The sequence below is a fragment of the Pseudomonas sp. NPDC090208 genome (assembly GCF_044746785.1).
GTDB lineage: Bacteria > Pseudomonadota > Gammaproteobacteria > Pseudomonadales > Pseudomonadaceae > Aquipseudomonas.
Genome location: NZ_JBIVCU010000006.1, coordinates 256,501 through 281,148 on the forward strand (window position 1 = coordinate 256,501; position 24,648 = coordinate 281,148).

The following is a 24,648-nucleotide window of genomic DNA, read 5'->3' on the forward strand; positions in this document are numbered from 1 at the left end:
GCAGCAGTCGTAAAACCGATGAACGCGGTGTGTCTGGTGAATCGCGTTTGCCGGTTTTACGACGACTTCGTCGCCGGTCGCAGGGCAAGCCAGCTCCTACAAGGGATGCGTGAGATAACGGCCACTATCGACAGAGGTGCCTGTTACGTCTTCAATGTGGCTCGGAACGGAATCCCTGCGTTCCAATGCAAAAGCCGCTACCGGCGTCACTCAGGACCACGGACGATGAGTCAGTCGCAGTTCAATTTATTGGGAAAACGGCGTTTCCTGCCGTTTTTCGTGACCCAGTCCCTCGGGGCTTTCAACGACAACATCTTCAAGCAATCGCTGATCCTCGCCATTCTCTACAAGCTGGCCATCGACGGTGACCGTTCTATTTACGTCAACCTGTGCGCCTTGCTGTTCATCCTGCCGTTCTTTCTGTTCTCGGCGCTGGCCGGGCAGTTCGGCGAGAAATACCCCAAGGATCGGCTGATCCGCCTGATCAAGATGCTGGAAATCGCCATCATGGTGGTCGGCGCGGTCGGTTTTCTGTTCGATCACCTGTGGCTGATGCTGGTGGCGCTGTTCGCCATGGGCACCCACTCGGCGCTGTTCGGCCCGGTGAAGTATTCGATCCTGCCGCAACACCTGCATGAAGACGAGTTGGTGGGCGGCAACGGTCTGGTGGAAATGGGCACCTTCCTGGCGATTCTGGCCGGCACCATCGGCGCCGGGATCATGATGTCGACCACCCATTACGCGCCGGTGGTGTCGATTGCCATGGTCGGCGTCGCCTGTCTGGGCTATCTGACCAGCCGTGGCATCCCGCCGGCTGCGGCCGCCACGCCGGATCTGCGGATCAACTGGAACATCTTCAGCGAATCCTGGGCCACCCTGAAACTCGGCCTGAACCAGACCAAGGCGGTGTCGCGCTCGATTGTCGGCAACTCGTGGTTCTGGTTTGTCGGTGCGATCTACCTGACGCAAATCCCGGCCTACGCGAAGACCTTCCTTTATGGCGACGAAACCGTCGTCACCCTGATCCTCACCGTGTTCTCCATCGGCATCGCTGCCGGCTCCATGCTCTGCGAGCGGCTGTCGGGGCGCAAAGTGGAAATCGGTCTGGTGCCGTTCGGTTCCATGGGCCTGACGGTATTCGGCCTGCTGCTGTGGTGGCACTCCGGTGATTTTCCGCAGAACATCCAGGCCAACAACTGGCTGGCGATTCTCGGCAGCGCGCAGGCCTGGTGGGTGTTGTTCGACATCCTCGGCATCGGCGTCTTCGGCGGTTTCTACATCGTGCCGCTGTATGCGCTGATTCAGTCGCGCACGCCGGAGAACGAGCGCTCGCGGGTGATTGCCGCCAACAACATTCTCAACGCGCTGTTCATGGTGGTCTCGGCGACTGTCTCGATCATTTTCCTCAGCGTGCTCAACCTGACGATCATCCAGCTGTTCCTCGTCGTCTCGCTGATGAACATCGCGGTCAACGCCTACATCTTCAAGATCGTTCCGGAATTCACCATGCGTTTCATGATCTGGCTGCTCAGCCATTCCATGTACCGGGTGAAGCATCGTGACCTTGAACAGATTCCGGACGAGGGCGCGGCCCTGCTGGTCTGCAACCATGTGTCGTTCGTCGATGCGCTGCTGATTGCCGGTTCCGTGCGGCGGCCGATCCGCTTCGTCATGTACTACAAGATCTTCAACCTGCCAGTGCTCAACTTCGTGTTCCGCACGGCCGGCGCGATTCCCATCGCCGGGCGCAGCGAAGACCTGCAGACCTACGACCGGGCGTTCAAACGCATTGCCGAATACCTCAACGACGGCGAGCTGGTGTGCATCTTTCCGGAAGGCAAGCTGACCACCAACGGCGAGATCGACGAGTTCAAGGGCGGCATGACCCGCGTGCTGGAGGAAACCCGTGTGCCGGTGATTCCGCTGGCGTTGCAGGGGTTGTGGGGGAGTTTCTTCAGTCGCGACCCGCAGAAAGGCTTCTTCCGCCGTTTCTGGTCACGGGTGACCCTGGTGGCCGGCCCGGCGATTGCCGACGAAGCCAGCGCCCCGGCCTTGGTGCGCGAGCGGGTGGCGCAGTTGCGTGGGGATGTGAGGTAGCAAAACGTGTAGGAGCTGGCTTGTCCTGCGACCGGCGGGGAACCCGTCGTAAAACCTGTGCACGCGGTTTACCTGACACACCGCGTTTACCGGATTTACGACGACTGCGTCGCCGGTCGCAGGGCAAGCCAGCTCCTACAGGGGGCATCACTCGGCAGTTGATCTACCGTTCACTTCAACACTGCCATCCGGCCCCATCTTCCTGAAATACGTCGACAGCAACGCCCCGGAGATGTTGTGCCAGACGCTGAACAGCGCGCTGGGCACCGCCGCCAGCGGCGAGAAGTGCGCACTGGCCAATGCCGCGCCCAGGCCGGAGTTCTGCATGCCGACTTCCAGCGACAGTGACTTGCGTTGCGCCAGTGGCAGCTTGAACAGCTTGCCGGTGAAGTAGCCGAGCAGGAAACCGAAGCTGTTGTGCAGGATCACCACGGCCATGATCAGCAGGCCCGACTCGGCGATCTTCGCCTGGCTGGCCGCCACCACCGCGCAGACGATCATCACGATGCTGACCACCGAGATCAGCGGCAGCACTTCCACCGCGAACTGCACCTTGGCGCCAAGCAGGCGCTGGGCGATCACGCCGAGCACGATCGGCAGCATCACCAGTTGCAGGATCGACCAGAACATTTCCATGAAAGACACGGGCAGCCAGGCCGACGCCAGCAACCAGATCAGCGCCGGGGTCAGCAGCGGGGCGAGCAGGGTGGTGACGGCGGCGATGGCCACCGACAGCGCCAGATCGCCCTTGGCCAGCCAGGTCATGACGTTGGACGAGGTGCCGGACGGGCAGCAGCCAACCAGAATCACGCCGACGGCAATCTCTGCCGGCAGGTGAAACACCTGACACAGCAACCACGCCATGCCCGGCATGATCACGAAGTGCGCGACCACGCCCAGCGCCACGCGCCACGGGTTGCGGACCACTTCGGAAAAGTCTTCCAGCTTCAGGGTCAGGCCCATGCCGAACATCACCAGACCGAGCAGCGGCACGATCAGGGTCTTCAGGCTGATGAACCAGGTCGGGAACAGGAACGCCAGCACGGCGAACAGCAGCACCCAGTACGCGAAGGTATTACCGACAAATCGACTCAATGCAGCCAGTGCACGCATGGCTTGCTCCTTTTATTGTTGGACGAGTAGAGAACGCAATTGTGGGAGACGGCTTGCTGGCGAAAGCGGTGTGTCATGCGCCTTTTATGTCGCTGACAGATCGCATTCGCCAGCAAGCCGGCTCCCACAGAGGAGCTGTCCGGGTAAAACGCAGATGAATCAGATCCCCTGCGGAATCTCTTCGCCGCCCAGCGCTTCGAACAGCTCCGGCAGGAATTCGCCGAAGGTCAGCATCATCAGGGTGAAGCTGGCGTCCAGTTGGCCCAGCGCATCATCACCGCCGTCCTGTTCGGCCTGATCCTGCAGCAGGTCTTCGAATTTCAGGCGCTTGACGCTCAGCTTGTCATCGAGCACGAACGACAGTTTGTCCTGCCAGGCCAGCGACAATTGGGTCACGACCTTGCCGGTGCTCAGGTGCAGCTGGATTTCGTCGCTGGTCAGGTCCTGACGCTTGCACTTCACGATGCCGCCGTCTTCGTGGGTGTCGCGCAGTTCGCATTCGTCGAGGACGAAGAAGTTGGCCGCAGTTTCGCCGCTCTTGACCCAGTCGGTCATGATCGCGGTCGGCGCGGTCTTCACGGTGACCGGACGTACCGGCAGCGAGCCGACCACTTCACGCAAGGTCGACAGCAGGTCTTCGGCGCGTTTCGGGCTGGAAGCGTTGACCAGGATCAGGCCCTGCTTCGGCGCGATGGCGGCGAAGGTCGACGAACGGCGGATAAAGGCGCGAGGCAGGAACGCCTGGATGATTTCATCCTTGAGCTGGTCGCGCTCCTTTTTATAGACCTTGCGCATCTGCTCGGTCTCGATCTCTTCGATCTTCTCTTTAAGGGCGTCATTGACCACGCTGCCCGGCAGGATGCGTTCTTCCTTGCGCGCCGATACCAGCATGAAGTCGCCGCTGACGTGAACCAGCGGGGCGTCTTCGCCCTTGCCGAACGGCGCGATGAAACCGTAAGTGGTCAACTCCTGGCTGGCACAAGCTCGTGCAGGCTTGGTCGCCAATGCGGTTTCCAGCGCCTCGGCGTCAAATGGCAGGTCCTGGGTCAGGCGATAGACAAGCAGGTTTTTGAACCACATGGGGTACATCTCTCCTTTATACAAAGGGGGGCATTATTCGCTGCCGGGCCCCTGCGGCCAACCCTGATGTAAGCCTTTGGCAGGATTATAAAAATTATTTGAAAAAGTGCTTGCCAGAGGTTGGATCGCTCCGTAGAATGCGCGCCACACCGAGAGACAAGGGTGATTAGCTCAGCCGGGAGAGCATCTGCCTTACAAGCAGAGGGTCGGCGGTTCGATCCCGTCATCACCCACCACTCGTTGAAAGGTGTTACGCGCAGCGGTAGTTCAGTCGGTTAGAATACCGGCCTGTCACGCCGGGGGTCGCGGGTTCGAGTCCCGTCCGCTGCGCCATATTGAGTATCGAGGCCCTTGAACTCCTCGATACGACAAAGAAAGCGACCTTAGGGTCGCTTTTTTTGTGCCTGCGATTTTTTGCGCAATTGCCCTGTATGAGCTGGCTTGTCCTGCGACCTGCCGGGCACTGGCAGCAAACTCGGTAAATGCAGTGTGACAGGCAGATCGCATTTACCGGTTTTACGACGACTATGTCGCCGGTCGCAGGGCAAGCCAGCTCCTACAGTCCTGTGGGAGCGAATTCATTCGCGATGCGGTGTCCCAGGCGACGGATCTGCGCCAGCCGTACGACCATCGCGAATAAATTCGCTCCCACACGGTTCGTCGGGCGCGCCAATACTGTAGGAGCCGGCTTGCTGGCGAACCCTGGCAGATCAAACACTGCTGGGTTGACTGCCCCGACGCATTCGCCAGCAAGCCGGCTCCCACGGCCTTCGGCCAGAATCAAACGCAGACAGCACGCACCGCTCCGTAGCGCATCACCCCAAATCAATCTCCACCACATCCCCCACCATCCGCACCGGCCAGGTGCGCAGGCTCAGGCTCGGGTCTTCCAGGCAGGTGCCATCTTCCAGGCGGTAATGCTGCTTATATAAAGGCGAGGCGATGACTAGATCGCCGGCCAGGCTGCCGATCAGGCCACGGCCGATCACATTGACCCCGGTCGCCGGGTCGCGGTTGTCCACGGCGAACAGCTTTGGCGCGCCACCCAGGGTCGCGACCTCGAACAGCGCCACCTGAGTCGTACCCGCCAGCGCCACCACGCCGGAATTGAGCACCAGATCCTCCCGCGTACACAGCGCGCGCCAGGTCTGGGTGCGGGGAATATCCATCAGCAGTGCATGGGATGTGCTCATCGTGCGATCTCCTCGACAGGGATAAGGTTGAGTTCATGGGCCCGCGCCGGGCGGCGCTGGCTGCGTTCCTTGACGAAACGGATGTCCGGGTCGGCCGCCTTGTCGTTGACGAAGGTGCGGAAGCGCTTGAGTTTTTCCGGGCTCTTCAGGGCGTTGGCCCACTCGCATTCGTAGCGGTCGACCACCAGTTGCATCTGTTCTTCCAGCTCGGCGGCCAGACCCAGGCTGTCGTCGATGACCACCGCCTTGAGGTAATCCAGCCCGCCTTCCAGCGACTCGCGCCAGACCGACGTGCGCTGCAGCTTGTCGGCGGTGCGGATGTAGAACATCAGCACGCGGTCGATGTAGCGGATCAGCGTTTCGTCATCCAGGTCGGTGGCGAACAGCTCGGCGTGGCGCGGACGCATGCCGCCGTTGCCGCACACGTAGAGGTTCCAGCCGTTCTCGGTGGCGATCACGCCGATGTCCTTGCTCTGCGCTTCGGCGCATTCGCGGGTGCAGCCGGACACGGCGAACTTGAGTTTGTGCGGCGAGCGCAACCCCTTGTAACGATCCTCGATGGTCAGCGCCATCTGCACGCTGTCCTGCACGCCGTAACGGCACCAGGTGCTGCCGACGCAGGATTTCACCGTGCGGGTCGATTTGCCGTAAGCGTGGCCGGTCTCGAAACCGGCGGCGATCAGCTCGGCCCAGATGTCCGGCAGTTCATGCAGCTGCGCGCCGAACAGGTCGATGCGCTGGCCGCCGGTGATCTTGGTGTAGAGGTCGTATTTTTTCGCCACGGCGCCGATGGCGAGCAGGCCGTCCGGGGTGATCTCGCCCGCCGGGATGCGTGGCACCACCGAATAGGTACCGTTTTTCTGCATATTGGCCATAAAGGTGTCGTTGGTGTCCTGCAGTGGCACCAGCGACGGCTCCATGATAGGCCGGTTCCAGCACGAGGCGAGAATCGAGCCCACCACCGGTTTGCAGATATCGCAGCCGACGTGGCCCTTGCCGTGGCGAGCCAGCATGGCGTCGAAGCTTTCGATGTTTTCCACCCGGGCGAAGGCGTACAGCTCCTGACGGGTGTAGGCGAAGTGTTCGCACAGGCTCTTGTCGACGGCCACGCCACGGGCGGTCAGTTCGTGTTCAAACACGCTTTTCAGCAGCGCCGAGCAGCCGCCGCAACCGGTTGCGGCCTTGGTGCAGGCCTTGATCCCGGCGAGGTCGGTGCAGCCGCTGTCGATGGCCGAGCAGATCGCGCCCTTGCTGACGTTGTGGCAGGAGCAGATGGTCGCCGTGGCCGGCAGGGCATCTGCACCGAGGGTCGGCGCGCCTTCACCCTGCGGCAGGATCAGGCTCGACGGATCGGCCGGCAGGGTGATGCCGTTCTGCGCGTATTGCAGCAGGGTGTCGTAATAACTGTTGTCGCCGACCAGCACCGCGCCGAGCACCTGCTTGCCGTCGGCGGACACCACCAGACGGCGGTAGCTGGCGGTCGCTTCATCGATATAGCGGTAGCTGCGTGCGCCGGTCAGGGCACCGTGGGCGTCGCCGATGGAGCCGACGTCGACGCCGAGCAGTTTCAGCTTGGTCGACATGTCGGCACCGAAGAACGGCTCGGCGTCCTGATCGCACAATTGTGCAGCGACATTGCGGGCCATCTGATAGCCCGGCGCCACCAGGCCGAAAACGCTGCCGTTCCACGCCGCGCATTCGCCGATGGCGAAGATGTCGGCATCGCTGGTGCGGCAGTGTTCGTCGATGGCGATGCCGCCACGCGGGCCCAGTTCCAGTTCGCACTGGCGGGCGAGGGCGTCTTGCGGGCGGATACCGGCGGAGAAGACGATCAGGTCGGTTTCGAGAAATTCATCACCGGCGAAATTCATCCGGTAGCGATAGTCTTCGCCGGCGCTGATCGACTGCGTGGCGCGGGACAGATGCACACCGACGCCCAGCGCTTCGATACGTGCCTTCAATGCGGCGCCGCCGAAGTCGTCGAGCTGGACCGGCATCAGCCGTGGCGCGAATTCCACCACATGGGCTTCCAGTCCAAGGGACTTCAGCGCGTTGGCCGCTTCCAGGCCGAGCAGGCCACCGCCGACCACCACGCCGCGTTTCGCGTTGCTGGCAGCGGCGCGGATGGTGTCCAGATCGTCGAGGGTGCGATAGACCAGCCGCGAGTGACCCTCGGCGCCTTCAATCGGTGGCACGAACGGGTACGAACCGGTGGCCAGCACCAGCTTGTCGTAGGCGAAGGCGCCCTTGGCGGTGATCACCTCGCGGCGTACGCGGTCGATTTCCAGTACCGGCACGCCGAGGTGCAGGCTCAGGCCGGGTTGCTCATATAAAGCCGCATCGCTCAGGGCCAGCGACTCGGCATCGCGACCTCCGAAGTACTCGGACAAATGTACGCGGTCGTAGGCGCGCTGGCCTTCTTCGCCGAACACATGGATGCGATAACGCTCCAGGGCGCCGGCAGCGATCAGTTGCTCGACGCAGTGGTGACCGACCATGCCGTTGCCGACGACGATCAGGGTGGGCACATCGTTGAGAGAGGCGACTGTGGTGTTCATAGCGAGTCCCGGCCAAGGCCAATCAGGTTTTTTGAAAGCAAAAAAAAGGCGCCCGGAACCGATCGGTTCCAGGCGCCTTTGCCTGTTCTTTTATGGGTTGCCACGCGACCACAGTGTCGGTGCAACCTGCTGAGCCCGGTGAGCGATCATCGTTGACCGTTCGGGGCCGCCCGCCGCGCATGTGTGGCTGGACTTGTCAGGGACGAAGCAAGGGGTGTGCCAGCCCGCGAACGGCGTAATTCCTTTAGGAGCTGGCTTGTCCTGCGACCGGCGGGGAACCCGTCGTAAATCCTGCATATGCGGTGTGTCAGGCGAACCGCGTTTGCTGGATTTACGACTGCTGCGCAGCCGGTCGCAGGACAAGCCAGCTCCTACAGGGGGATGGTGCAGGGCACAAAATCGGTGCGATTGCGGCCGGATCGCCCCATGGTGAAGCCGAATCAGGCCGGTAGAGCCAACCTCGATCTTCTGTGGGAGGGAGCGCTGCTCGCGAACGTGTCAGCCCGGTTGATGCGGCGTTGCCTGACCCACCGCCTTCGCGAGCAGGGCTCCCTCCCACAAAATCCACATCGCCGCAGCCTGCATATGTTGTGACTGGCCCGTCCTTTGCAAAACCCTGCGCACAGGCAGTCAACGCCGATTGCCATCTTCACGACAAAGGCGCCGTGTGCTCCCCGTTTTTCGACGGAGGAGAACAGGGCGTCTTTTTTTTGCTTTCGGGAAAGTGAACATGGCCAGCAACAGCGTGCGCAGTGTGTGTCCTTATTGTGGTGTCGGCTGCGGCATCGTCATGCAGGTGGAGAACAACCGGGTGATCAAGGTCAGTGGCGACAAGAGCCACCCGACCAACTTCGGCCGTCTCTGCACCAAGGGCACCACCTGCGGCCAGGCGATTGCCGAGTCGGGGCGGATGGAATCGGCCTATTTGCGCCATCAGCGCAGTCAGGACCCGGTGCGCAGTGATATCGACGCTGCCATCGACGAAACCGCCCGCCGCCTGCGCGCCATCCTCGACCGCGACGGACCGGATGCGCTGGCCTTTTATGTGTCCGGGCAGATGTCGCTGGAGGCGCAATACCTGACCAACAAACTCGCCAAGGGCTTTGTGCGCACGCCGCATATCGAATCCAACTCGCGGCTGTGCATGGCCAGCGCCGGCAGCGGCTACAAACTGTCGCTGGGCTCGGACGGCCCGCCCGGTTCCTACGACGATTTCGACAAGGCCGATCTGTTCTTCGTCATCGGCGCCAACATGGCCGACTGTCACCCGATCCTGTTCCTGCGCATGATGGACCGGATCAAGGCAGGGGCGAAGCTGATCGTCGTCGATCCAAGGCGCAGCGCCACAGCGGACAAGGCCGATCTGTTTCTGCCGATCAAGCCCGGTACCGACCTGGCGCTGCTCAACGGCCTGCTGCACCTGTTGCTGGAAAACGGCGACATCGACGACGCCTTCATTGCCGGATTTACCGAGGGCTGGGAGGCCATGCCGGCGTTTCTCGCCGATTACACGCCAAGCAACGTGGCGCAGATCACCGGCCTGGCCGAGGCTGGCATCCGCAAGGCGGCGCAGATGATCGGCCAGGCGCCGGAGTGGATGAGCTGCTGGACCATGGGCCTGAACCAGAGCACCCACGGCACCTGGAACACCAACGCGCTGTGCAACCTGCACCTGGCGACCGGGGCGATTTGTCGTCCCGGCAGCGGGCCGTTTTCCCTCACCGGCCAGCCCAACGCCATGGGCGGTCGGGAAATGGGCTACATGGGGCCGGGCCTGCCGGGGCAGCGCTCGGTGCTGGTGGATGCCGACCGCTTCTATATAGAAGAGCTCTGGGGCATCCCGCGCGGCAGCCTGCGTCAGCAGGTCGGCGGCGGCACCATCGACCTGTTCGAGCAGATGCGCGATGGCGCGATCAAGGCCTGCTGGATCATCTGCACCAACCCGGTCGCCAGCGTCGCCAACCGCAGCACGGTGATCGAAGCCTTGCAGGCTGCCGAACTGGTGATCACCCAAGATGCGTTTCTCGACACCGAAACCAACCGCTACGCCGACATCCTGTTGCCGGGCGCACTGTGGGCCGAAGGCGAGGGGGTGATGATCAACTCCGAGCGCAACCTCAATCTGACGCAGAAAGCCGTCGATGCACCGGGCGATGCGCTGCCGGACTGGCAGATCATTGCCCGGGTCGCCTGTGCCATGGGCTTCGCCGACGGCTTCAGTTACGCCTCGGCCGAAGAGGTGTTCGAGGAAATCAAACAGGCGTGGAACCCGAAGACCGGCTACGACATTCGCGGCGCCAGCTATGCGCGACTGCGTGACGGCTCGTTGCAATGGCCCTGTGCGCCGCAAGCCAGCGGCACACGCAACCCGATTCGCTACCTCAACGACGGAGTCAGCCAGCGGTTGACCCTGGATGAGCAAGGCCAGCGCCCGGCCATCGTCTTCGCCACCGCGTCCGGCAAAGGCGTGTTCCATGCCCGCCCGCACATGCCGGCGGTGGAAATGCCTAACGCCGACTTCCCGCTGCTGCTCAATACCGGGCGCCTGCAACACCAGTGGCACACCCTGACCAAGACCGGCAAGGTGCCGACCCTGAACAAACTCAACCCCGGCCCGTTCGTGGAAATCCATCCGCAGGACGCCACGGCGCTGAACATCCGCGACAAGGATGCCGTCGAAGTGCGCTCGCTGCGCGGCCACGCCGTACTGCCCGCCGTGGTCACCGACCGTGTGCAGCCGGGCAACTGTTTTGCGCCGTTTCACTGGAACGACGTGTACGGCGAGCGACTGGCGATCAACGCTGTGACCAACGACGCCATCGACCCGATTTCGCTGCAGCCGGAATTCAAGGTCTGTGCGGTGGCGCTGAAGAAGGTCGAGCTGATCGATCATCAGTTTTTGCAGGGGCCTGCACGCGAAAGCCCGCCATCTTCACCTTCATCCATTGATCAGGAGCCCGCCATGTCGCGCCTCGCCACTTTCGCCCGGATCACCGGCATTGCCGATGTGCCGGCGCCGCAGTTGAACGATCGGGAAAAGACCTGGCTGGCCGGCTTTCTCAACGCGCTGCAATCGAGCCCGTGCGATGACGTGCCGGTGCTGCCGGGCCATGCGCCGTTTGCCAATGACACGCGGTTGTGGCTCGACGGCGTGTTGGCCGGCCTGTTCAGCCAGGCCCCTGCCGCTGCGCCAACCCCTACAGTGGAATCGACTCAGAAGCACGCTGCCCTGACCCTGCTGTGGGCGTCGCAGACCGGTAATGCCGAGGCCCTCGCCGAGCGCTTCGGCAGCCGCCTGCGTGAATCAGGCATTGCCGTGACGGTCAGCGACATGGCGACGTTCGCCGTCGAGCAACTGGACAGCATCGGCAATCTGGCCGTGATCAGCAGCACCTTTGGCGACGGCGATGCGCCGGACAACGGCCAACCGTTCTGGTCGTCGCTGAGTGCCCGCCAGGCGCCGCTGCAATCGTTGCGTTACGCGGTGCTGGCGCTGGGCGATCCGAATTACGACCAGTTCTGTCAGCACGGCAAGAACCTCGATCAGCGCTTGCAGGCCCTGGGGGCTTCGGCGCTGCTGCCACGGCTGGATTGCGACACCGACTATGACGCCCCGGCCGATGCCTGGCTGACCCAGTTGCAGCAGGCGCTGACGCCGTCGATTTCGGCGGTCAGTGTGGCGCAGGTCGTTGCACCGACAGCCACAGCGGCGTCGCCTGAAATGGCCAGCCGGGCGCGGCCGCAACCGGCGCAATTGGTGATCAATGCCCGTCTCAATGGTGAGGGCTCCAGCAAGGACACCCGCCAGTTTGCCCTGAGCCTGGGGGACGCACCGCTGAAGTACGAAGCGGGGGATGCCCTGGGGGTCTGGCCGCGCAACTGTCCGGCATTGGTGGACGAGTTGTTGAGCCTGACCGGCATGTCCGCTGAGCATCCGGTGCAGGTCGAGAAAGTCGGCGAGATGCCATTGCATCAGGCTCTGAGCGAGCACTTCGAGATCGCCCGGCCCCATCGCGATACCTTGAACTTCGTCGCCGAGCACAGTCGCAATGCCGAGTTGCAAAGCCTGCTGAGTGAGTCGCGCAAGGACGAGTTGAAGGACTGGCTGTGGGGCCGGCAACTGGCCGACGTGCTGCAAACCTGCAAAGTGCAGTGTGAGCCGCAGGCGCTGCTGGGCAGTTTGAAGCGCTTGCAGCCGCGCCTGTACTCCATCGCCTCCAGCAGCAAGGCACATCCCGATCAGGTGCACCTGACCGTGTCGGCGGTGCGCTACGGCAAGCGCAAGGGCGTGTCCTCGACCTTTCTCGCCGACCGTGCCGAGGCCTGCGAGGTGCCGATCTTTCTGCAACCGACCCGACACTTTCACGTGCCGGCCGACGGTGACGTGCCGATGATCATGATCGGACCGGGCACCGGCGTGGCGCCGTTCCGCGCGTTCTTGCAAGAGCGGCGGGCGCGGGGCGATGCCGGGCGCAACTGGCTGTTCTTCGGCGAGCAGCATGTGGCCACCGACTTCTATTACCGCGATGAGCTAGAGGGCATGCACAAGGATGGCTTGCTGACCCATCTGAGCCTGGCGTTCTCCCGTGATCAGGCGCAGAAGATCTACGTGCAGCAACGCATCCGCGAGCAAGGCGCCGAGCTTTGGCGCTGGCTGCAGGACGGCGCGCAGCTGTACATCTGCGGTGACGCCACGCATATGGCCAAGGACGTCGATCAGGCGCTGCGCGAGGTCATCGCCATGCACGGCGGCCTCGATGCAGACAGCGCCGCCGAGCACCTGCGTTATCTGGCCGAGCAGAAGCGTTATCTGCGGGATGTGTATTAACGTCGGGGCTGGCGCTGCGCAACCTGTAGGAGCTGGCTTGCCCTGCGACCTGGCGCGAAGCGGCAGCAAACCCGGCCAATGCGGTGTGTCAGGAAAACCCCGGGTTCTGATCTTACGACGACTGCGTTGTCGGTCGCAGGGCAAGCCAGCTCCTACAGGTTATGTTTCGTTTCAGGCCATGCGTTCGGTACCCCCCCCATTTGTCGGGCAACAAACGCCAAGGCTCTTTGTGGGAGCGAATTTATTCGCGAAGGGCATTTGGGCCGATACACCTATGTCGCCTGACTGGCCGCATCGCGAATGAATTCGCTCCCACCGGGAAGTGTGTTGCCGAGCGGTTGTTCAATAGCCTTTGTCTCGTTCAATCAGCCCTTGCATCGCTTCGCCGCGTTGATGCCGGCGGATGTTCGCCAGCAGCACCTCGAACGCGCTGTGCGGCGAGGTCATGGCGCCGATGTGCGGAGTCAGCCAGATCTGCGGGTGTTGCCAGAACGGGTGGTCGGCGGGAGGCGGTTCATCGTTGAGCACGTCGACGATCCCGTGGCTCAACTGCCCCGACGCCAGCGCAGTGAGCAGATCCTCTTCCACCAGATGCCCGCCACGCCCGAGGTTGATCAGGCTGGCGCCGTTGGGCAGCGCGGCGAAGGTACGGGCGTCGAGAATGCCGTGGGTGTCGTCGGTCAGCGGCAGCAGGCAGATGAGGATGTCGCACTGGCTGAGAAACGCCGGCAGTTGCTCGTCGCCGGCATAACAGCAGACACCGTCTATATGCTTCTGCGAACGCGCCCAGCCGTGCAGCTCGAAGCCGAACGGGCGCAGGCTTTCCAGCACGGCCTGGCCGAGATTGCCCAGCCCCATGACCCCGACCCGACGCTGACTCGCTGGCTGCAAAAGGTGATCCTGCCACTGCCGTTCACGCTGCTGTTGCAGGTACAGCGGAATCTGCCGGTGCAGGCTGAGCACGGCGAAACAGGCGTATTCGACGATGCCCTGGGCGATGCCCGGATCGAGCATGCGCACCACCTGAATGTGTGCGGGCAACTGGCCCGCGTCGAACTGATCGACCCCGGCCGAGGTGGCGAAGATCACTTCGAGGTTGGGGAGGCGGGTGAGCAGATCGCTGGGCGGCTGCCAGCAGGCGAAGTAACGCACGTCCTCGGGATTGCCGGTGTCCGGCCACAGGCGCACGTCGATGTCAGGAGCATGTTGGGCGAACAGTGACTGCCAGGCGCTACCGCGCTCGTCGTCGACTTTGAACAGCAGGGCCATGGGGTTCTCGCAAGCGCCGAAAAGAATGCCTCCACGATGCCAGAGCCCGACGCAACAATCTCCCGAATCGCGCTGGGCGAACGGGAGATTGCACGTTTTTCTCCGGCTCAGACCGCAGCGGCGATGGCCTTGCCCAGTGCTTCGGTGTTGCCGGTGCCGCCGATGTCGCGGGTCAGCGGCGCGTCCTGCGGGCCCATGGACAACACGCTTTCAATGGCCGCCAGCACCGCCGCGCCGGCTTCCGGATGGCCGAGGTGGTCGAGCATCATCGCCCCGCACCAGATCTGCCCGATGGGGTTGGCGATGCCCTTGCCGGCGATGTCCGGCGCCGAACCGTGGACCGGCTCGAACAGGCTGGGGAAATTGCGTTCCGGGTTGATGTTGGCCGACGGCGCGATGCCGATGGTGCCGGTGCAGGCCGGGCCCAGGTCGGAGAGGATGTCGCCGAACAGGTTGCTCGCCACCACCACGTCGAACCAGTCCGGGTGCAGGACGAAGTTCGCGGTGAGGATGTCGATGTGGTACTTGTCGACGTTGACGTCAGGGTATTGCTTGCCCATTTCGGCGACGCGCTCGTCCCAGTACGGCATGGTGATGGCGATGCCGTTGGACTTGGTTGCCGAGGTCAGGTGCTTCTTCGGTCGGCTCTGCGCCAGGTCGTAGGCGAACTTGAGAATGCGGTCGACGCCGACCCGGGTCATCACGGTTTCCTGCAGCACGATCTCGCGTTCGGTGCCGGGGAACATCTTGCCGCCAACGCTGGAGTATTCGCCTTCGGTGTTCTCGCGCACCACCCAGAAGTCGATGTCGCCGGGCTTGCGGTTCGCCAGCGGCGCCTTCACGCCGGGCATCAACCGGCAGGGGCGCAGGTTGACGTACTGGTCGAACTCGCGGCGGAACTGCAGCAGCGAATCCCACAGGGAAATGTGGTCCGGCACCACGTCCGGCCAGCCCACCGCGCCGAAGTAGATTGCGTCATAGCCCTTGAGCAGTTCGAACCAGTTGTCCGGCATCATCTTGCCGTGGGCCAGGTAGTAATCGGCGCTGGCGAAGTCGAACCAGTCCCATTGCAGTTCCAGGTCGTGTTTGGCGGCCACGGCGTCGAGCACGCGCACGCCTTCGGGCATGACTTCCTTGCCGATGCCGTCGCCGGGGATCACTGCAATCTTGTATCGGGCCTTGCTCATGGTGCGACTCCAGGGTTGAAGGTGGATGCGGCTCAGTGTATGCAGTGTTTCTGGATTAATAATTAGTCTTGCGGGAAAGCCATTCTTAGATTTGGAGAAAGAATCCATGAGCGCCATCGACGACTTGAGCTTCTTTCAGCAGGTCGCCACCCGTGGCAGCCTCACCGAAGTCGCGCGGCACATGGGCCTGTCGTTGCCGGCGGTGAGCAAGCGCCTCAGCCAGCTGGAAGCGCGCCTGGGCGTGCAATTGCTGCAACGCACCACGCGGCGCCTGTCGTTAACTCCGGAAGGCTCGCAATACCTGGAAGGCGGGCGGCCGATCCTGCGCCAGCTCGAAGAACTGGAGAGCGCGCTGAACAGCCGCCAGCCGACTTTGCGCGGGCGCCTGCGAATCAACGGCACCCTCGGTTTTGGTCGGCGTCACCTGGCGCCAGTGGTGTCGGAGTTCGCCCGGCTGCACCCGGAACTGGAGATTTCCCTGGAGCTGACCAGCCAGCCGCTGAGCCTGCTCGACGACCAGTTCGACGTCGGTCTGTGCATGGGTGAACCGCCGGATTCGCGCTTGATCGGCGTTCGGCTGCTGGAGAATCCGCGGATCCTCTGTGCCTCACCGGGATACCTTGAAGCTATGCCTGCGCCGGTGAGCGTGGCCGATCTCGCGCGGCATAACTGCATCGTGCTGCGCCAGTTCGCCAGCGATTTCGCGATCTGGCGTTTCCACAAGGACGGCCGCGAATTTGCCCATAAGGTCAGCGGTACGCTCTCGAGCAACGACGGCGAAGTGGCGGTCAGCCTGGCGCTGGAAGGGCATGGGCTGATCCTGCGTTCGCGCTGGGATGTGCAGCAATATCTCGACAGCGGTCGCCTGCAGGCCGTGCTGACCGACCATCAGGCGCCGCGCGGCGACATCTTTGCGGTGTATCAGCACCGCCGCCACATCCCGCCGCGCATCTCGCTGTTCGTCCAGTACCTGGCCCAGGCGCTGGGCAAGCGCCTGCCGTTTGCGGCGATCCGGTGAGTGGTCACGCCTATCCGTAGGAGCGCGCTTGGTCTGGGCCGCATTCGGACGATTGCGATTGATCAGACGCATTTATGTTGCCTGACACTCCGCGTTCGCGGGCAAGTGCGCTCCTACAACGAGTATGACTCCAAGTTATGGTTAACCTGACTATTCGTGCATTGCCCCCTCACGTCATGCTCTTGTAACGTCCGGATGTCCCGCTCGGATAAACAAAAAAAGCAAACCTGAGCGAAGCATCCGCAGGCCGGGTGTCCGTCGAAGGTTTTTAGCGCTGCCGAATTAATCTACGTCCAGGATGATTTGCCATGAAAACCTTGTCTGTTGCTCAAGTGTTCGGTTCCGTCATTTCCCTGTTGAGTCTTTCGGTGGCGTGCGCAAGCTCCGCCATGGCCGATCAAATCACCTTCGTTTCCCAGGGCGGCGCCTATCAGGAGGCGCAGACCAAAGCCATTCTCGATCCCGCTGCGAAAAGCCTGAGCATGACCATCAAGCAGGACAGCGCGCCGGACGCCTGGCCGATGGTCAAGGCCCAGGGCGATGCGAAAAAACCGGTGTGGGACGTGATCGACACGCCGCCGTCCAACTGCGTGCGCGGCGGTAACGAAGGGCTGATCGAGCCGCTGGACCTGAGCAAGATGCCCAACGTGCAGAACATGCCGGCGCAGTACCGCACGCCGTACTCGGTGGCCTACGAGTTCTATTCGTCGGTGATCGGCTACAACAAGAAAACCCTGAAGAAAGTCCCGCAGACCTGGGCCGAATTCTGGGACGTGAAAAACTTCCCCGGCACCCGCGCCCTGCGCAACGACCCGATGAGTACGCTGGAAGCCGCCTTGCTCTCTGACGGCGTACCGCGCGACAAGCTTTACCCGCTGGACGTCGACCGCGCCTACAAACGCCTTGCGCAGATCAAGCCGAACATCGCCGTGTGGTGGACCTCGGGCGGGCAGTCGGCGCAGTTGCTGGCGGATGGCGAGGTCGACATGCTGATGATCTGGAACGGCCGCGCCAGCGCCGTGCAGAAGAGCAACCCGGACGTGGCCTTCACCTACAACGACGGCCTGCTGCAAAACACTCAGCTGTGCATCCTGAAAAACGCGCCGAATTACGCCTCGGCGGTGAAGTTCATCAACGAGGCGCTGTCGCCTGAACTGCAGGCCAACCTGCCGCTGTATATCGATTACGGCCCGGGCAACCCGGCAGCGTTCGGCACCGGCAAGATCACCGAGCAACGGGCGAAAGAGCTGCCGAGCTCACCGGACAATGCGGCCAAACAGGCGTTGATGTCGGAAGAGTGGTGGGCGTCGGCGGCCGGTATCGCGGCCAAGGATCGCTGGCTGAAGTTCGTTCAGTAAGCGGGGCGGGTGCATGATCGATTATCTGATTCTCGGTGGCGGGTCGGCGGGTTGCGTGCTCGCCGCCCGGCTCTCGGAGGACCCGCACAAGCGGGTCTGCCTGATCGAAGCGGGGCGCGATATTTCCGCGCAGAACATGCCGGCGGCGATCCGCAGCCGCTACCCCGGTCGGGCCTACCTCGACGTGAGCAATATCTGGCAGCGCCTGAGCGCTTTCATGGGCCAGCGCGCCAGTGCCTCGCGGCGTTACGAACAGGCGCGGATTCTCGGCGGCGGCTCGGCGATCAACGCGCTGATGACCAACCGGGGTGCCCCGGCGGACTATGACGAATGGCAGCGGCTCGGCGCCGAAGGCTGGTGCTGGGACAGTTGCTTGCCGTACTTCCGCAAGCTGGAAAACGACACCGATTTCAGCGGCGCGCAACATGGCGACCGCCACGGCAACAAAGGCCCGTTGCGGATCCGGCGCACGCCGGCGGAGCGCCTGTCGCCGTTCGTCAAGGCGGTGATCAAGGTGCTCGCCGGTCAGGGTCTGGCGCACAAGCCAGACCAGAACGGCCGCTGGGAAGACGGCACCTATGTCGGTGCCATCGGCGTCAGCGAACAAGGCGAGCGGATTCCCACCTCGGTCTGTTACCTCACCGATGAGGTACGGCGGCGCAGCAATCTGACGATCCGCACGCATTGTGTGGTCGACCGGGTGCTGTTCAAGAGCGGCCGCGCGACGGGCGCGCGGATCATTGCCGAAAGCGGCGAAGCCGAAACGCTGCAGGCTCGGGAAGTGATTGTTTGCGCCGGGGCGATTCACACGCCGGCGGTGCTGATGCGCAGCGGCATCGGCCCGGTGGACGAACTGGTGTCGCTGGGTATCTCGCTGGTGGCCGACCGGCCCGGTGTCGGCGGCAACCTGATGGAGCATCCGTCGATTGCCGTCTCGGCGCTGCTGACCCGGCAAGGGCGCACGCCGTTTCCGGAAGAGCACCACGAGCAGGCTATCGTGCGCTTTTCCTCGGGACTGGCAGACACCGTGCCCGGCGACATGCACGGCGCGATCCTGTCGCGCTCCGGCTGGCATTCGATCGGTTACCGGCTGGGCACGATCTTTTTCTGGGTCAACAAATCCTACTCCCGCGGGCGCCTGCGTCTGGTATCGAACGATCCTCACGACGAGCCGCAGGTCAACTTCGACATGCTCTCCGATGCGCGGGATTTGCAGCGCCTGAAGCAGGCTTTGCGGTTCGGCGCGCAGACCTTGTCGGCGCAGGAACTGAGCGGCGAGCGCAGCGTTGTGTTTCCATCCAGCTATTCGCCGCGAGTGGCGAAGGTCGCCATGCCGGGGACGTTCAACGCCTTGCAGCGTGGGGCGTTGAGCCTCTTGCTGGACATCGCCGGGCCGTTCCGCGGGCTGTTGGTGCATGGCCTGGTGACTCAGGGCGTGACCCTGAAAAAACTGCTGGCCGATGATCAGGCACTGACCGAGTTCGTGCAGCGCAATGTCGGTGGCACCTGGCACCCGTCAGGCACCTGCCGCATGGGCCGTGCCGACGACCCCCTGGCCGTGACCACCGGCGATGGCCGGGTGATCGGCGTCGAAGGCTTGCGGGTCTGCGATGCCTCGCTGATGCCGTCGATCCCGTGCGCCAACACCAACGTGCCGACGATCATGATCGCCGAACGCATGGCGGACCTGATCAAGGGGCAGGTGGCGGACACCGTTGTAGAAGCCGGCTTGCTGGCGAATGCGCAAGGTCAGACACATCCTTGTTGACGGATACACCGCCTTCGCCAGCAAGCCGGCTCCTACGGTCCGGTGTTGCCGAGGGGAGTCTGCAGGCGCTGGCGTTTCGGTGATCATGTGGGAGCGAGTTCATTCGCGATGTGGGTGGTCAGGCGACATCGATACCGGATGTGCCGGCCAATCGCGAATGAATTCGCTCCCAAGGTTCGGTGCAATGACGCAAAACCTGTAGGAGCTGGCTTGTCCTGCGAGCTGGCGCGAAGCGGCAGTAAACCCTGACGACTATGCCTACCTGACACACCGCATTTACCGATTTTACGACGACTTCGTCGCCGGTCGCGGGACAAGCCGCGCTCCTACAGGGGGGGGGCTGCGTCAAACGCCCCAACCGACAATCCCCTTGGTTTCCAGAAACGCCTCCAGCCCCCACTCGGCATATTCGCGGCCGTTGCCGGACTGTTTGTAACCGCCGAACGGCGCCGCCGCGTCCCACGCCGGGTAGTTGAGGTAGACGCTGCCGGCACGCATCTGCAAGGCGACCTTGCGCGCGCGTTCCAGGCTGGATGACTGCACGTAGGCGGCCAGGCCGAACACGCTGTCGTTGGCCTTGCGCACCGCATCGGCTTCGTCTTCGTAGGCCTGAATCACCAGCACCGGACCGAAGATTTCTTCGCGAGCGATGGTCATGTCCTGGCGGACACCGGCAAAGATCGTCGGCTGCACGTAATAGCCCTGGGGCAGATGCTCGGGGCGGCCCAGGCCGCCGCACACCAGTTGCGCGCCTTCGTCGATACCGATGGCGATCATCCGCTGGATCGCTTCGTACTGCCGCTCGCTGATCACCGGGCCCAGGGTGGTGTCGTCTTCGCTCGGTGCCCCGAGACGGTGGGCGAGGGCGGCGCGGCGGGCAATCTCCACCGCCTGATCATGCAGCGCCGCCGGCACCAGCATGCGCGTCGGTGCGTTGCACGACTGGCCGCTGTTGCCGAAGCAACTGTTGACCCCGGCGGTGACGGCGCTTTCCAGTTCCACGTCGTCGAGCAGAATGTTCGCCGACTTGCCGCCCAGTTCCTGATGCACGCGTTTGACCGTCGGTGCGGCCAGCCGGGCGATCTCGACGCCTGCACGGGTCGAGCCGGTGAACGAGACCATGTCCACCTGCGGGTGCGCCGACAGCGCCGCGCCCACGGTCGGGCCATCGCCATTGATCAGGTTGAAGACCCCGCCCGGTACCCCGGCGTCGTGCATCACTTCGGCAAACAGCAGGGCGTTGAGCGGCGCGATTTCGCTGGGCTTGAGCACCATGGTGCAGCCCGCCGCCAGCGCCGGGGCGACCTTGCAGACGATCTGGTTGATCGGCCAGTTCCACGGCGTGATCAGCGCCACCACGCCCACTGGCTCCTGATTGATCAGCGTGGTGCCACGGGATGTCTGAAACTCGAAGGTGTCGAGGGTGCGCAGCAGTTGCTCCAGATGGAACTTGCCGATCCCCGCCTGCCAGCCGTGAGACAGGCCCTTGGGCGCGCCGACCTCGCGGGTGATCACCTCGGCGATTTCGTCGTAACGGGCCATGAAACCTTCAAGGATGCGCTGCAGCAGTTGCTTGCGCTCGGCCGGCGAGGTGCTGGCGAAGGCCGGAAAGGCCCGGCGAGCGGCGCTCACGGCGGCTTCGACATCGGCGCGATTGCCCATGGCGATCTCGCTGAAGGCCTGTTCGGTGGCCGGGTCGATCACCGGCAGGCGGGCGTTACCGTACGGTTCCACCCAGCGGCCGTCGATGTAGAACTTCAGGGCGTTTTCCATATGAAGAGCGGTCTCGTGAAGGGAAAAAAGACGGGTGTCGATCCAGCGTGCTGCTGAAATCCACACGCAGGTTTGCCGGCAAGAGTAGGCTCGGTTATTTTCCGTGGACAATTTACTAATAGTTGGATGGGGCATAATCTCAGGTCATGTCTAATTTACGTCGAAAGCTTCCCAGCTCCAGCTCATTGTTCGTCTTTGAAGCGGCGGCCCGTTGCGGCAGTTTCACCCGGGCGGCGGATGAGCTGTGTGTCAGCCAGCCGGCCGTCAGCCGCATGTTGTCGCGCCTGGAAGAACACCTCGGCGTGCAGCTGTTCGAGCGCGTTCGCGGCGGTGCGCGCCTGACCGAAAGCGGCAGCATTCTGTATCGCCGGGTGCAGGAAGGCTTCAGCACCATCGAGTCGGCGATCAGCGAAATCGAAGCCCGCGCCACTGGCATCGAGACCGTCACCCTGTCGGTCTCCACCGCTTTCACCACCCACTGGCTGATGCCGCGCATGCGCCGGTTCAGCGAGCGTTTTCCCACCGTGGACATGCGTTATCAGCTGATGTCCGGCCGCATCGGCGGGCCGCTGGTGGACGTCGATCTGGGCATGCGCTATCTCGAAGCAGGCAGCCTGAAAGCCACGGATTCACTGGTGATTCCGGAAATCACCCTGCCGGTGTGCAACCCGCAATACCTGGCCGATGTGCTGCACGGCAAGGGCCGAAAACAGCCGCCGACGCTGATCAGCATGGACAACCAGGAGCGCGGCTGGGCAGGTGTTTTCGAGACGCCGGGCCGCGCCGACAACACCCAGGTGTTCTCCGATTACGCGGTGGTGGTGCAGGCTGCCCTGCTCGGTCAAGGCATCGCGCTGGGCTGGCTGAACGTGGTGTCGAACTCGTTGTGCAAGGGCGAACTGGTGCCGGCCACGGAGGCGATCCGGGTCATGTCGCGGCGCTGTTGTCTGGTGGTGCCGGGCAACCGCCCGGTGCGTCCGGTGGTGGAGCAGGTACGCGACTGGATCATCGAAGAAATGCGCGCCGACATGCTCAATATCGACGCGCTTTATCCGCATCTGGGGCTGGCGTCGACCCTCGAAAACACGCTTTGAGCACAGCTGCCGCACACCGGGTAGAAAAACAGTAGGTTATGCCTCCAGGGCAGGGCAAAACAGAATATTGCGCGAGAAGGCGGGCAGATAATGAACCCGTCCAGTCAGTTTCACCCACACGACCTTTCTTGCGGAGCGCCCTATGTCTTTCAAGCAGTTCAAAGCCCTGACGTTCGACGTCGTCGGTACCCTGATCGATTTTGAAGCCGGCATTCTTGCCCATGTGCGCGAAGTCTCCGGTGACGCCGGCCGCGCCTGCAGCGATGACGACATCCTCAAGGCCTACCGCGAAGCCCGCGCCTCCACCGAATCGGGCTGGTGGCCGGACGACCTGGAGCGCTGCTACCACGCGATCGCCGCCAAGCTCGGCCTGCCGGACAACGACGACTATGCCAAGGGCCTGGCCCAGTCGGTGAAGAACTTCCCGGCGTTCCCGGATTCGGTCGAAGCGCTCAAGCGTCTGCGCAAGCACTTCAAGCTGGTGGCCACCACCAACTCGCAGATCTGGGCCCTGAACTACATGGCCGAGACCCTCGACCAGCCGTTCGACGTGCGCGTCACCGTTGACGATGTGCGTTTCGAGAAGCCTGATCCGCAGTTCTTCGCCTACACCCGTGGCGTGCTGGCGTCGACCCAGGGCATCGTCTTCGAGGAAATCCTCCACGTCGCCCAGAGCCAGTACCACGACATCGGCGTGGCCGTGCGCCTGGGTTACCAGACCTGCTGGATCGAGCGTCGTTTCGCCCAGAAAGGCACCGGCGGCACCCTCGAATCCGAGCGCACCGAGCCGCACTACCACTTCACCTCGCTGGCGCAACTGGCCGACGCGGTCGAGAAAGAGCTGGGTTGATCCCCGATTTGCAAGCGCCTGCCTGTAGATGTTCGGGTGGGCGCAGTACCTGTGGGAGCCGGCTTGCTGGCGAAAGTGGTGGGTCAGTGACGAATGAACTGGCTGACCCACCGCATTCGCCAGCAAGCCGGCTCCCACAGTCATTAAATTCCGATCCGAAGCCGAGAGGCTGGCATGACTGTTCAGAGCTTATGGGCGGCCACCGCCCAACCTGCACCTGCGCTGCAATCGCTGGAAGGCGAGCGGCAGTGCGACGTGGTGATCATCGGCGCCGGCTATACCGGCCTCTCGGCAGCCCGGCACATCGCCGCCAGCGGACGCGAGCCACTGATCGTCGAAGCCAACACCTTGGCCTGGGGCGCCAGCGGCCGTAACGGTGGCGTGGTGTCGCCGAAATTCCGTGTCGGCTTTTCCACCCTCATGGCCCGTTTCGGCCGCGACACCGCCCTGCACATGTACCGCACCGGTTATGCCGCCGTGGACAGCCTGGTGGAAACCGTGGAAGCGCTCGGCCTGACCGAGGCCAACCTGCACATGGGCGGGCACATCGCCGCGGCTCATAACGTGCATGCCCTCGGCGGTCTGGAAACCACTGCGAACTGGATCAAGCGCGAAACCGGCGGCACGTCATCGGTGATGATTTCTGCCGAACAGGTGCGCGAACTGACCGGCTCGACGATCTTCGCCGGTGGCCTGCTGACGCCCAAGGCCGGGGGCATTCATCCGCTGAACTACGCCCGTGGCATCGCCCAGCACTTGGTCGACAACGGCGTGAAGCTGTTCATCAACAGCCCGGCGCAGCAGGTTCGCCGCGAGGGTGACCGGGTCATCGTGCAGACACCGCAAGGGCGGGTCAGCGCGAAGCAGGTGATCTACGCCACCAACGGCTATTCCGACCAGACCCGCGCCACCGACACCCTGCATCGCCGACTGATTCCGTTCCGCAGCGCGATCATCGCCACGCAGCCGTTGCCGCCTCACGTCCTTGCCAGCCTGATGCCGGGCGGGCAAGTGTGCGGCGACACCAAACGCATGCTGCGCTGGTTCCGGGTGATCGGCGACCGGCTGATCTTCGGTGGTCGTGGTGCGTTCGGCAAAGACGATTCGCAGAGTGCGTTCGATGATCTGCAACGCAGCATGGGCGTGGTCTTCCCGATCCTGCGTGACTACAGGATCGACTATCAGTGGTCGGGCCTGGTGGCCATGACCCTCGATTACCTGCCCCACGCCGGCCAGCTCGACGACCGCAGTTTCTACGCCATCGGCTACAACGGTGGCGGGGTGGCGATGTCGACCTGGATGGGCACGCAACTGGCGGCCATGACGGCGGGGGAAAAGGTCGAACTCGGCCTGCTCGCCGGCGACGGTTTTAACCCTATTCCGCTGCATGCCTTCCGCGCGCCGGGCGTTCGCCTGGCGGCGGGCTGGCAGCAATTTCTCGACGCCATCGGCCGATAAGCGA

15 protein-coding genes and 2 tRNA genes are annotated in these 24,648 nt (G+C 63.3%); 10 read left to right on the top strand and 7 right to left on the bottom strand.

Annotated features, from left to right (window positions below; all coding sequences use genetic code 11):
* The first annotated feature begins 225 nt into the window (after nt 1–225).
* Nucleotides 226–2,097, top strand: a complete 1,872-nt coding sequence (locus ACIPL0_RS13095; protein WP_400597065.1) for an MFS transporter — start codon at nt 226–228, stop codon at nt 2,095–2,097.
* Between the two features lie 147 nt (nt 2,098–2,244).
* Here the strand turns inward: ACIPL0_RS13095 and ACIPL0_RS13100 are convergent, their stop codons facing one another.
* Nucleotides 2,245–3,210: a bile acid:sodium symporter family protein gene (locus ACIPL0_RS13100; RefSeq protein ID WP_400597066.1), complete on the bottom strand. Its 966-nt coding sequence runs from the start codon at nt 3,208–3,210 to the stop codon at nt 2,245–2,247.
* Between the two features lie 159 nt (nt 3,211–3,369).
* Complete coding sequence (gene rdgC, locus ACIPL0_RS13105) at nt 3,370–4,290, bottom strand: recombination-associated protein RdgC (RefSeq protein ID WP_400597067.1); 921 nt, start codon at nt 4,288–4,290, stop codon at nt 3,370–3,372.
* 160 nt (nt 4,291–4,450) lie between these two features.
* Between rdgC and ACIPL0_RS13110 the strand changes: the two genes are divergently transcribed.
* Nucleotides 4,451–4,526: transfer RNA gene (locus tag ACIPL0_RS13110), tRNA-Val, on the top strand.
* A gap of 20 nt (nt 4,527–4,546) precedes the next feature.
* Nucleotides 4,547–4,623 (top strand) — tRNA-Asp (locus ACIPL0_RS13115).
* Nucleotides 4,624–5,105: 482 nt separating this feature from the next.
* On the opposite strand, the gene nirD is transcribed toward ACIPL0_RS13115, so the two are convergent.
* Together nirD and nirB are read right to left on the bottom strand one after the other, a co-directional pair.
* The gene (gene nirD, locus ACIPL0_RS13120; RefSeq protein WP_400597068.1) at nt 5,106–5,483 is read right to left on the bottom strand and encodes a nitrite reductase small subunit NirD; all 378 of its coding nucleotides are present in this window, start codon (nt 5,481–5,483) and stop codon (nt 5,106–5,108) included.
* Nucleotides 5,480–8,041 carry a nitrite reductase large subunit NirB gene (gene nirB / locus ACIPL0_RS13125; RefSeq protein WP_400597070.1) on the bottom strand — a complete coding sequence of 854 codons (2,562 nt, stop codon included), beginning with the start codon at nt 8,039–8,041 and terminating at the stop codon, nt 5,480–5,482. Before nirB ends, nirD begins: the two co-directional genes overlap by 4 nt.
* Nucleotides 8,042–8,771: 730 nt before the next feature.
* Here nirB and ACIPL0_RS13130 point away from each other — a divergent pair.
* Nucleotides 8,772–12,869 (top strand): molybdopterin-dependent oxidoreductase, encoded by a 4,098-nt coding sequence (locus ACIPL0_RS13130; RefSeq protein ID WP_400597071.1) that lies wholly within the window; start codon nt 8,772–8,774, stop codon nt 12,867–12,869.
* Between the two features lie 342 nt (nt 12,870–13,211).
* On the opposite strand, the gene ACIPL0_RS13135 is transcribed toward ACIPL0_RS13130, so the two are convergent.
* Nucleotides 13,212–14,138 carry a 2-hydroxyacid dehydrogenase gene (locus ACIPL0_RS13135; protein ID WP_400597072.1) on the bottom strand — a complete coding sequence of 309 codons (927 nt, stop codon included), beginning with the start codon at nt 14,136–14,138 and terminating at the stop codon, nt 13,212–13,214.
* A 107-nt stretch (nt 14,139–14,245) separates the two neighbouring features.
* Nucleotides 14,246–15,325: a tartrate dehydrogenase gene (locus ACIPL0_RS13140; protein WP_400597073.1), complete on the bottom strand. Its 1,080-nt coding sequence runs from the start codon at nt 15,323–15,325 to the stop codon at nt 14,246–14,248.
* Between the two features lie 106 nt (nt 15,326–15,431).
* Between ACIPL0_RS13140 and ACIPL0_RS13145 the strand changes: the two genes are divergently transcribed.
* The 3 genes from ACIPL0_RS13145 (at nt 15,432) to ACIPL0_RS13155 (ending at nt 19,469) form a co-directional block, all read left to right on the top strand.
* Nucleotides 15,432–16,343, top strand: coding sequence for a LysR substrate-binding domain-containing protein (locus ACIPL0_RS13145; RefSeq protein WP_400597074.1), 912 nt, complete (start codon nt 15,432–15,434; stop codon nt 16,341–16,343).
* Nucleotides 16,344–16,651: 308 nt separating this feature from the next.
* Nucleotides 16,652–17,701: an ABC transporter substrate-binding protein gene (locus ACIPL0_RS13150; RefSeq protein WP_400597075.1), complete on the top strand. Its 1,050-nt coding sequence runs from the start codon at nt 16,652–16,654 to the stop codon at nt 17,699–17,701.
* Between the two features lie 13 nt (nt 17,702–17,714).
* Nucleotides 17,715–19,469 carry a GMC family oxidoreductase gene (locus tag ACIPL0_RS13155; protein ID WP_400597076.1) on the top strand — a complete coding sequence of 585 codons (1,755 nt, stop codon included), beginning with the start codon at nt 17,715–17,717 and terminating at the stop codon, nt 19,467–19,469.
* A gap of 345 nt (nt 19,470–19,814) precedes the next feature.
* On the opposite strand, the gene ACIPL0_RS13160 is transcribed toward ACIPL0_RS13155, so the two are convergent.
* Nucleotides 19,815–21,242, bottom strand: coding sequence for an aldehyde dehydrogenase family protein (locus ACIPL0_RS13160; protein ID WP_400597077.1), 1,428 nt, complete (start codon nt 21,240–21,242; stop codon nt 19,815–19,817).
* Nucleotides 21,243–21,388: 146 nt separating this feature from the next.
* Between ACIPL0_RS13160 and ACIPL0_RS13165 the strand changes: the two genes are divergently transcribed.
* The 3 genes from ACIPL0_RS13165 to ACIPL0_RS13175 all read left to right on the top strand — a co-directional run bounded on the left by ACIPL0_RS13165 (nt 21,389) and on the right by ACIPL0_RS13175 (nt 24,644).
* On the top strand, nt 21,389–22,336 hold the full coding sequence (locus ACIPL0_RS13165; RefSeq protein ID WP_400597078.1) for a LysR family transcriptional regulator: 948 nt from the start codon (nt 21,389–21,391) through the stop codon (nt 22,334–22,336).
* Between the two features lie 142 nt (nt 22,337–22,478).
* Complete coding sequence (locus ACIPL0_RS13170; RefSeq protein WP_400597079.1) at nt 22,479–23,186, top strand: HAD-IA family hydrolase; 708 nt, start codon at nt 22,479–22,481, stop codon at nt 23,184–23,186.
* 174 nt (nt 23,187–23,360) lie between these two features.
* Nucleotides 23,361–24,644 carry an NAD(P)/FAD-dependent oxidoreductase gene (locus tag ACIPL0_RS13175; RefSeq protein ID WP_400597080.1) on the top strand — a complete coding sequence of 428 codons (1,284 nt, stop codon included), beginning with the start codon at nt 23,361–23,363 and terminating at the stop codon, nt 24,642–24,644.
* Nucleotides 24,645–24,648 lie beyond the last annotated feature (4 nt).